The organism is Actinoplanes hulinensis, assembly GCF_019429605.1.
GTDB lineage: Bacteria > Actinomycetota > Actinomycetes > Mycobacteriales > Micromonosporaceae > Actinoplanes > Actinoplanes campanulatus.
In genome coordinates this window covers 38582-47535 of sequence record NZ_JAHXZI010000038.1, presented here as the reverse complement: position 1 = coordinate 47535, position 8954 = coordinate 38582, and the positions used below count along the sequence as shown (strand labels likewise).

Annotated in this window: 9 protein-coding genes; 8 read left to right on the top strand and 1 reads right to left on the bottom strand. The window is 71.7% G+C overall.

What is annotated here, in order from left to right; translation table 11 throughout:
* The 5 genes from KZ829_RS41275 to KZ829_RS44340 all read left to right on the top strand — a co-directional run.
* Nucleotides 1–727, top strand: a 727-nt coding sequence (locus tag KZ829_RS41275) for an ABC transporter ATP-binding protein (protein WP_220149279.1), incomplete at its 5' end; no start/stop codon positions are given.
* Nucleotides 724–1407, top strand: coding sequence for an ABC transporter ATP-binding protein (locus KZ829_RS41270; RefSeq protein WP_220149278.1), 684 nt, complete (start codon nucleotides 724–726; stop codon nucleotides 1405–1407). The genes KZ829_RS41275 and KZ829_RS41270, both read left to right, overlap by 4 nt.
* 73 nt (nucleotides 1408–1480) lie before the next feature.
* Entirely contained in the window at nucleotides 1481–2341 is an 861-nt protein-coding gene (locus KZ829_RS41265) for a branched-chain amino acid ABC transporter permease (RefSeq protein WP_220149277.1), read from the top strand.
* On the top strand, nucleotides 2338–3345 hold the full coding sequence (locus KZ829_RS41260) for a branched-chain amino acid ABC transporter permease (RefSeq protein WP_220149276.1): 1008 nt from the start codon (nucleotides 2338–2340) through the stop codon (nucleotides 3343–3345). Before KZ829_RS41265 ends, KZ829_RS41260 begins: the two co-directional genes overlap by 4 nt.
* Nucleotides 3346–3744: 399 nt before the next feature.
* A complete protein-coding gene (locus KZ829_RS44340) occupies nucleotides 3745–3879 on the top strand; it encodes a hypothetical protein (RefSeq protein ID WP_281428366.1) in 135 nt (44 codons plus the stop codon).
* 47 nt (nucleotides 3880–3926) lie between these two features.
* Here the strand turns inward: KZ829_RS44340 and KZ829_RS41250 are convergent, their stop codons facing one another.
* On the bottom strand, nucleotides 3927–4799 hold the full coding sequence (locus tag KZ829_RS41250; protein ID WP_220149275.1) for an alpha/beta fold hydrolase: 873 nt from the start codon (nucleotides 4797–4799) through the stop codon (nucleotides 3927–3929).
* 230 nt (nucleotides 4800–5029) lie between these two features.
* On the opposite strand from KZ829_RS41250, the gene KZ829_RS41245 reads away from it, so the two are divergent.
* Genes KZ829_RS41245 through KZ829_RS41235 form a run of 3 tightly spaced genes read left to right on the top strand, consistent with a single transcriptional unit; the run spans nucleotide 5030 to nucleotide 8414 of the window.
* Nucleotides 5030–6040 carry a hypothetical protein gene (locus tag KZ829_RS41245; RefSeq protein ID WP_308285883.1) on the top strand — a complete coding sequence of 337 codons (1011 nt, stop codon included), beginning with the start codon at nucleotides 5030–5032 and terminating at the stop codon, nucleotides 6038–6040.
* Nucleotides 6037–6954, top strand: coding sequence for a hypothetical protein (locus tag KZ829_RS41240; protein ID WP_308285882.1), 918 nt, complete (start codon nucleotides 6037–6039; stop codon nucleotides 6952–6954). Before KZ829_RS41245 ends, KZ829_RS41240 begins: the two co-directional genes overlap by 4 nt.
* Nucleotides 6951–8414, top strand: coding sequence for a hypothetical protein (locus KZ829_RS41235; RefSeq protein ID WP_220149273.1), 1464 nt, complete (start codon nucleotides 6951–6953; stop codon nucleotides 8412–8414). Before KZ829_RS41240 ends, KZ829_RS41235 begins: the two co-directional genes overlap by 4 nt.
* Nucleotides 8415–8954 lie beyond the last annotated feature (540 nt).

Below are 8954 nucleotides of genomic sequence, written 5' to 3'. Positions count from 1 at the left end.
CGGCGCGGGAACGTCTACGCTGTTCGCCCTGATCGGCGGCCAGCTCGCCCCCGACACCGGCAGCGTGGCGCTCGACGGCGAACCCGTCGAGCGCCTCCCCGCCCACCGCCGCGCCACCCGCGGCGTCGGCATCGTCTTCCAGGCCGCCCGCACCTTCCACGGCATGACCGCCCTCGAGAACGTCATGGTCGGCGCGCACGCCACCACCCGGTCCGGCTTCCTCTCGGCCGCCCTGCGCCTGCCCGGCCACCACCGCGAGGAACGCCACATCCGGGACCGCGCGCTCGCCTGCCTCGACCGCACCGGCCTCGCCGCCTGGGCACACCGCCCCGCCGAGGAACTCCCCCTCGGCCAGCAGCGCGCCCTGCAACTCGCCCGCGCCCTCTGCGGCAAGCCCCGCCTGCTGCTGCTCGACGAACCCGCCTCCGGACTGCGCGCCGCCGAACGCGAACACCTCGCCACCCTCATCGCCGACCTGCGCGCCGAAGGCCTCACCATCCTCCTGGTCGAACACGACGTCGCCTTCGTGATGCGCCTCGCCGACCGGATCACCGTCCTCGACCTCGGCCGGGTCATCGCCGAAGGCGCCCCCGCCGAGGTCCGCGCCGACCCCCGGGTCATCGCCGCCTACCTGGGCCCGACGGCCGAAGACCCCCAGATCAAGACCGACCCCGCGACGGTACGGACACCCGCGCCACGATCCGGCGAAAGAGAGGTCCACCCGTGACCCCCGTCGTCGAGACCCGTGCCCTGACCGTCCGGTACTCCGGCGCCACCGCCCTCGACGGCGTCGACCTGACCGTCCACGAACACGAGATGGTCGCCCTCATCGGCGCAAACGGAGCCGGCAAGTCCACCCTGGTCAAAGCCCTCTCCGGGCTGCTCCGGCCGGACTCCGGCACGATCACCGTCACCGGCCGCCTCGCCCAGGTCCCCGAGGGCCGCGAGATGTTCGGCGACCTCACCGTCGACGACAACCTGCGCCTCGGCGGCTGGCGCAACGGCCGCGGCGGGCGCGACACCACGGGCGCCTACGAACTGCTGCCCGAACTCGCCGGCATCCGCACCCGCAGGGCCGGCACGCTCTCCGGCGGACAGCAGCAGATGGTCGCCATCGGCCGCGCCCTGATGGCCCGCCCCGACATCCTGGTCATCGACGAACTCAGCCTCGGCCTCGCCCCGCTGATCGTCACCACCCTCGTCGACCATCTGCGCGCCCTCAACACCGACCGCGGCCTCGCCGTCCTGCTCATCGAACAGAACGCCCGCCTCGCCCTCGACCTGTGCGACCGCGCCTACGTCCTGGAAGCCGGCCGGATCGCCCTGCACGGCCGCGCCGCCGACCTGGCCCGCGACCCCCGCGTCGCCGCCGCCTACCTGGGCGGCCACATCGAGGTGACCCGATGAGAACCCGGCTGGCGCTCAGGGCTGTCTCAACGCCGTCGAGACAGCCCTGGCAGCCGGCTGAAGAGGGGACGACATGAGCGACCTCATCGGATACCTGGTCACCGGGCTCGGTATCGGGGCCGGGTTCGCGCTGGTCGCCAGCGGGCTCGTGGCGATCTACCGGGTCACCCGGGTGGTCAACTTCGCCCAGGGCGCGTTCGCCGTGCTCGCCGCCATGCTGGCCGCCTCCCTGCTCGGCGCCGGCGTCCCGCACGGCCTCGCCGAACTCGGCGGCGTCACGCTCGGCGCACTCACCGGCCTCATCGTCGGCGCCGTCGCGATCGGGCGCCCCGGCACCAGCCCCGGAACCTCGCTCATCGTCACCCTCGGACTGGGCGTGCTCGCGTACGCCGTCGAGATCCTGATCTGGGGAGACCAGCCACGCTCCTACCCGGGCGTGCCCGGCGTGGCCGACCTGGCCGGCGCCCGGCTCCAGGCCCACTACCTGCTGATCATCGCGGTGACCGCGCCGGTCTTCGCCCTGATGGCCTGGTTCTTCACCCGCACCGACCTGGGCCGGGCGCTGTCCGCCTGCGCCTCCAACCGCTACGCCGCCCAGGTCGTCGGCATCGACGTACGCCGGATGGGCCTGCTCGCCTTCACCATCGGCGGCGCCCTCGGCGGCCTCGCCGGAGTGCTCACCACACCCGTGCAGCAGGTCACGTTCGACAGTGACGTCGCCCTGATCGTCAACGGTTTCGCCGCCGCCGTCCTCGGCGGCCTCACCCGGCCGGTGATCGCCCTCGCCGGCGGGCTCCTGCTCGGCGTCGCACAGACCCTGGCCGCCGGCTACGGCGGCGGCGCCTACCAGGTGGAGGTGGCCCTCGTGCTCATGCTCATCGTCATGATCGTCCAGGGGGCCCGCACCGGCCCGGTCGCGGAGTCCGCCCGATGAGGCGGTGGATCCCGGCCGGACTGCTGCTCGCGGTGCTCACCCTGCTGCCGCCGCTCCTCCCGGAACGGCATCTAGCGACGTTCGTGCTGCTCGCGCTCGCCGCGACGGTCACCGTCGGCGTCTCACTGTTGATGGGGTACGCGGGACAGGTCTCGCTGGGACAGGCCTCCTTCTACGCGATCGGGGCGTACGCGGCCGGCCTGCTCGCCGTCCACGGAGTCCCGCCCCTGCTCGGGCTGCTCGCCGCCCCGGTGATCGCGGCGGTCGCGGCCACCCTGCTCGGGGCGCCACTGCTCCGGCTACGCGGCCACCACCTGGCCTTCGCCACCCTGGCGGTACAGCTCATCCTGCTGTCACTGCTCGCCCAGGCCGACTGGGCGGGCGGCGCGATCGGCCTCCAGGGCATCCCACGGTTCTCGATCGGCGGCTTCGAACTGCGTGAGGACCTCGGTTACGCGTACGCCGCAGGGTTCGTCCTGATGGTCGCCGTGCTGATCGCGCGCAACGTGATCGAGTCCCGCGCGGGCCGCGGCATGCGCGCCGCCGCCACGAGCGAGACGGCCGCCGCGGCCAGCGGTGTGGCGATCGGCGGCTACCGGCTCGCCGTGTTCGCCCTGTCCGCCGCCTTCGCCGGCCTGGCCGGTGGCGTCTACGCCTTCTACCTGGGATATCTGGCGCCCGGCTCGTTCCCGGTGCTGCTGTCCATCGAGTTCGTGGTGATGGCGGTGGTCGGCGGTCTGGGCACGATTGCCGGCCCGCTGGTCGGCGCCACCGTGATCGTCCTGCTGGTGCAACTGCTCAACACCCTGGGCACCCAGCCGGGCATGCCCGGCTACGCCCCGGCCGTCCTCTCCTACGCCGTCTACGCCGTCGTCCTGATCGTCTGCGTCCTCTACCTGCCCCGAGGCCTGGTCCCGGCCATCCGAACCGCCACCACCCGCCTGACCGGCACCCGCAAACCGCCGGCCCACCCGGCCGGCCCACCACCACTCACCCAGCCGTGACCATCACTTTCCGGCGGCTGTCCAGCCATGGCCAGACTCAGCCGAATCCGCAATCCCTCGCCAGCAGGACCCGTTGCCCGGAGCGATCTTGGTCGATTTGCCACCGTTGCGGGTGGAAAATCGTTCAAGATCGCACAACGGTGGTGGGCAAAGCGGGCGAAACGGTCGCCTGTTTCCGGCGAAAGCCTCATTTCTGCCTAGCGCGGCGGACGGCGCCCCTATTCAGTGATTCGTCCGACCGGGCGCTTGACCTGGAATCGCGAACACCCAGGAAGAAGGCTCTGGAGAGCCTCGGATTCTCCACGAGGCCGGGCCAGCGGACGCGCTGAGTGACGTCTGGGAACCGTGGGCGCGGACCTTGACCATGAAGGTTTTCCGGCTGACGAAGGTGGGCTGGCCGTGACCGAGTTTCACGACTGGGACGACATTCGGGCGCAGTTGCACGACGGCGACGACGAGGCCCTGGCGAAGGAGCGCGCGCTGACCGAAGCATGCCACCTAGCTGAGGAGAAGCAGGGTCCCGAGCCGACGTAAACGAGGTCGCCACGCTCTACGGTGACGACCTCCAGCAGGTTGCCTGATCAGGAACGGTCGAGGGTGTCGCGGAGGGTGGCGGCGAACGGGCCCGGGTCGCCGTGCTGGCCGAATTCGCCGCCGAGGAAGCCGGCGTGGTTGCCCGGGAAGACGGTGGGTTCGAGGCCGAGACGGCCGGCGACCGCGAGGCCGGCCCGGTGGGCCAGTTCGTCGGTGGACTCGGCGCCCACCCCGATCACGATGTGGGTCGACGCGGCGCGCAGGGCGTCGAAGTCCGGCTCGTACAGGCAGCAGGTCACCAGGTTCTGGCCGAGCAGCACGTCGTCGCGGGAGCCGTCGTCGTCGGCGGGCAGGCCGAAGGCGGCCGGGGCGGGGCCGGGACGCGAGACGAAGTCGGCCGGGACCGGGCCCTTCAACGAGACGATCTCGATGAACTTGACCATCGCCGGGCCCAGGCCCGACTTCTGGTACAGCTCGCGGATGCCGTTGACCGCGGCCACCGCGGTCTCGTGGTCGTCCAGCAGCCGCGTCGTCGGCGGTTCGTGGGCGGCCAGCACCCGGACCAGGCCGGGACGCGCGGCCACCAGGGCCAGCGCGTTGACCGCGCCGCCGCTGCTGGCGAACAGGTCGACCGGGCCGCCGCCGGCCGCCTCGATCACCCGGCGTACGTCGTCGGCGTGCTGCTCCGGCGTCGACTCCGGCGCCGGATCGGTGCGAACGCTGCGGCCGGTGCCGCGCGGGTCGTAGGTGATGACGGTCCGGTCGGTGAAGTGGCCGGCCAGGGTGACGAAGCCGGAGGCGTCCATCGGCGAGCCGATCAACAACAGCGGGAGAGCGGTGGCCGGGGTGTCCGGCTCACGGACGTCGTAGCGCAGAACCGCGCCGGGAACCTCGAGGGTGTGCGTCACGGGTTCGGTCATGACCCGACACTATCCGCCGTAACCGGGCGACCACGGCTCCACCGCGATCTGCCCGGCGTGTCCGCCCGCGAGATCGTAGGAGGCCTCCGCCGGCGATCCTCGTCGCATCGTCCGGCGTCTGATCGAACCATGTAACGACAGCGATGTAGGTTACGGTCGCCGAGTCGATCAGAGGGGGAGCGATCGTGACAACGTCCGTGGAACGGGCAGTGCCGGTGGAAACGCCCACCGTGACATTCAGTGCGCGCGAGCGGTGGATCCTGCTGGTCGCCAGCGCATGGCTGGTCATCGGGCTGCAACTGGACGCGTACGCCCACGCCACCACCCCGGAGCTGGAGACCTTCTGGACGCCGTGGCACGGCGTGCTCTACTCCGGCATCGCTGCCTCCGGCTTCACCCTGCTGTGGATCATGCGCTCGCGGCTGCCCGGCATCCCCACGTACCAGAGTGTTCTGGCCCTGCCCAACGCGTTGCGCATCCCGCTCGCCGGCATGGCGTTCCTCCTGGTCGGCGGCGGTGTCGACACGCTCTGGCACAACATCTGGGGCATCGAGGAGGGCATGGAGATCTTCGTGAGCCCCAGCCACGAGTTCATCATCCTCGGCATGGTGCTGGTCGCCATGGGCCCGACGCTGATGCTCGCCGCCAACCCGGGCGACCGGCTCGGCCTCGCCGACGGCTTCCTCGTCGGCACCTCCACCCTGTTCGCGGCCCTGCCGGTGCACATCTACTCGCTGCACGCCACCGCCCTCGGCTTCCGCCACCTGGGCGCCGACCTCGACCCGGTGCCGGTGTATTCGCCCGACGCGCAGCTCGTGCACGGCTACCTGTTCAGCACCGTCCTGCTGCTCGTGCCCTTCCTCGCCATCGGCCGCCGCTGGCCGCTGCCGCTCGGGCTGCCGGCCGCGCTGGTCAGCCTGATCGCCGTCTTCATGCACCTGATGTTCGACTCGCAGCGTGCCTGGTGGCCGGCGCTGACCGTGGCCGCCGCCGCGATCGCCCTGGAGATCGTGCTGCGCGCCGTGAACCCGCTGGTCCGGCTCGGCGCCAACGTCCGCTGGATCCTCTTCGGCCTGATCACGCCGCCGGCCGTGTGGGGCGCCGTGCTGCTGGTCGGCAAGATCCAGACCGGCACCACCGGCTTCAACATCCACATGGTGAGCGGGCTGATGGTCCTGACCGCCTTCACCGGGGTGGGCACCGTGCTCGTCGCCCGCAGCATCCACCGTCTCGCCGAGTGACCCCACCGCATCGCCATCCGCTCACCGCCCGCCAGTCTTCCGCTGCGCGGCGGATCGCCCGGCTCTTCTCCGTGCTTTTTATGGTCGCCGGTCTGCTGGCGGTGACCGGCGGGCCGGCGGCCGCGCACGCCGGCGGTCTCACCGCCACCGACTCCCGCGGCAGCGTCGTCTCCGTCAGCCCGGCCGTGACGGGGCTGGAGGTCGCCGCGATCGAGGACGGCGCCCGGCTCCGCCTGCGCAACGGCACCACCGGACCGGTGACGATCCCGGGCGGGGTCACCGTCGCGCCCGGCGCCGAACACACCTGGGCCGACGAAGCCGCCACGCCCGACGGCCGTACCGTCGCGGCGGGCGAGACCATCCCCTGGACGATCACCCTGGACGCGAACGGCACCCCGGTCACCGTTGACGGCGTACTGATCGGGGAAGAGCGCCCACCCGTGGTCGGGTGGTGGGCCGCCGCCGCGCTCACCGGCGCCGCGCTCGTGCTTCTCGCCCGGAGGCTGCGCCGCGCCGACCTGCTGCTGGCCGCCGCGGGCGGTGTCGCCGCACTGTCCTCGATCGTGCACGTGACCGGATCCACCCTGGCCGTCGAATCCGCGCCACTCGCCGGAACCTTCCTGAGCGCCGCCGGGATCAACCTCCTCGCCTGGCCGCTGATCATCGGCGGAGCGGTGACCGCCCTGCGCGGCCGTGCCGCCGGGCTTCTCGCGGTCTGCGGGGGAGCGGCCCTGACCGCGGTGTTCGTCCTGCCCGACGTGACCTCGTTCCACCGTGCGGTCCTGCCGTTCGCCGGTCCCGCCGACCTCGAACGCATCCTGGTCGTCCTGGCGCTCGGCCTCGGCGCGGGCGTCGCGGTCGCCGGCGCCGGCGTGCTGCGCGACCTGGCCCGCAGAGCCGAGGAAACAGTGTGACTCCAAGCCTGGGCGCGTCCGTGAAGCCGCCGGTCGGGCACAGCATCACGGCTCCCGCGGACCTGCCGCTCGTGCACGGTGTGGGGGAGTCAGCGGACCTGCCGCTCGCGCACGGTGTGGGGGAGTCAGCGGACCTGCCGCTCGCGCACGGCGTGGGGGAGTCAGCGGACCTGCCGCTTCCGCTCGATCTGGTGTTGCAGGCCGGAGCCGCGACCCTCGTGCTGTCCTTCCTGATCGCCGGCCTCTGGTGGCGCGAACCACGCCTCAAACCATCCGTGCCACGCTCCCTCGGCATCGGCCACTACCTGCGCTACCCGGTCCTCCTGCTGGCCCTCTACGTCACCGGCTACGCCGTCGTCGGCCCGCGCGGCCCGGAGAACCCCGCCCCGCACGCCCTGTTCGTCCTGCTCTGGGTGGGCCTGGTGCCGGTCAGCATGATCGTCGGCCCGGTCTGGCGGACGGTCAACCCGCTGCGCACCCTCTTCACCCTGCTCGGCCTCCCACGTCGCGGGCTGCGCCCGCTTCCGCCCGGCACCTCCGCCTCCGCCTGGCCGGCGGCCGCGTTCCTCCTGGCGTTCGTCTGGTTCGAGCTGGTGGTGCCCCATCACGGCGATCCGGTCGCGGTCGGTCTCTTCCTTCTGGCGTACGCCGTGAGCCAACTCCTCCTGGCCACCCTCCGCGGTGAGGAGTGGTTCGCCCGCGGCGACAGCTTCGAGGTCTACTCCGACCTGGCCGGCCGCCTGAGCCCCTTCCGCTGGCGCCCGCTCCTCTCCGGCCTCGCCGGCCCCACAACTGGCGAGCCGACGTCGGCCACACCCGTGAGCCCGGTCCCGACGTCGGTTGCGCCTGCGAATTCGGTCCCGATGCCGGGCGCGGCCGAGGCTCCGGCACCGAGCGCGGCGGCTGGGGTCGCCGTCTCGACGCGGTCCCGCCAGTCGCTGGCCACCGCCGGTCCGGCCGCCTTCATCGCCGTCTGGTGGGGCTCGACCGTCTTCGACAGCGCCTCGTCCTCCCCGGCCTGGACCACACTGACCCGGAACCTGGGCTCCCCTCTGCTCTCGGGGACCGCGGGCCTCGTACTCCTCTGCTTATCGGTCTTCCTGGCGGTCCGCTGGACCGCGGGCCGCCTGGACGTGACCATGTCGCTGATCCCGATCGCGGCCGGCTACACCCTCGCCCACTACCTGTCCCTGTTGATCACCGAGGGCCCGCGCGGCCTTCTCCTGCTGGCGGGTTCGGACACCACCGCGACGATCACCCCGTCCCCGCCACTGATCTCCGCCGTACAGATCGCTCTGATCCTGATCGGACACGCCGTAGGCGTGATCGTGGCCCACGACCGTGCCCTGGCCGAGCATCCCGGCCGCCCGCTGCTCGCCGTCCTGGCCGACGAGTTCCCGATGGTGCTCTTCATGATCGGCTGCACCTGGGCCGGACTGTTCCTGCTCTTCGTCCGCTAGAGACCCTTCGTGGTCAAGGCCGCGTGTCGCTCCTTTTGCGGTACGCGTGACCTCGTCCCCGCCTGATCATGGCCGTCCCGTCCGGTCGGCGCGTGCTCGCTGCCTGCTCCGGCCCCGATCTTGGACGATTGACCACTTCCCGAGGTGGCAGAACGTCCAAGATCGCGCGGCGGCGGGGTGCTTCGCGAGAGTCGCCATCGCGCCAGGCGCGATCTTGGGGGATCGGCCACCCGTGGGAGTCTCCTTCTTGGCCGCCCACGGCCGAATCCGCAATCCCTCGCCAGCGGACGCGTCACCCGGAGCGACCTTGAACGATTTGCCACCGTCTTGAGCCTTCTTCTTGGGTGTTTGCGGTTCTACGTCAAGCGCCCGGTCGGGCGAATCGCCGAATGGGGCCGCAGGCCACCGCACCAGGCTGAAATGGGTCTTTGGTCGGAATCAGGCGCCCGTTTCGCCCGCTTTGGATGCCAACGTTATGCGATCTTGAACGATTGGCCACCCACAGCGGTGGTAAATCGTTCAAGAATGCTCCGGGTGACA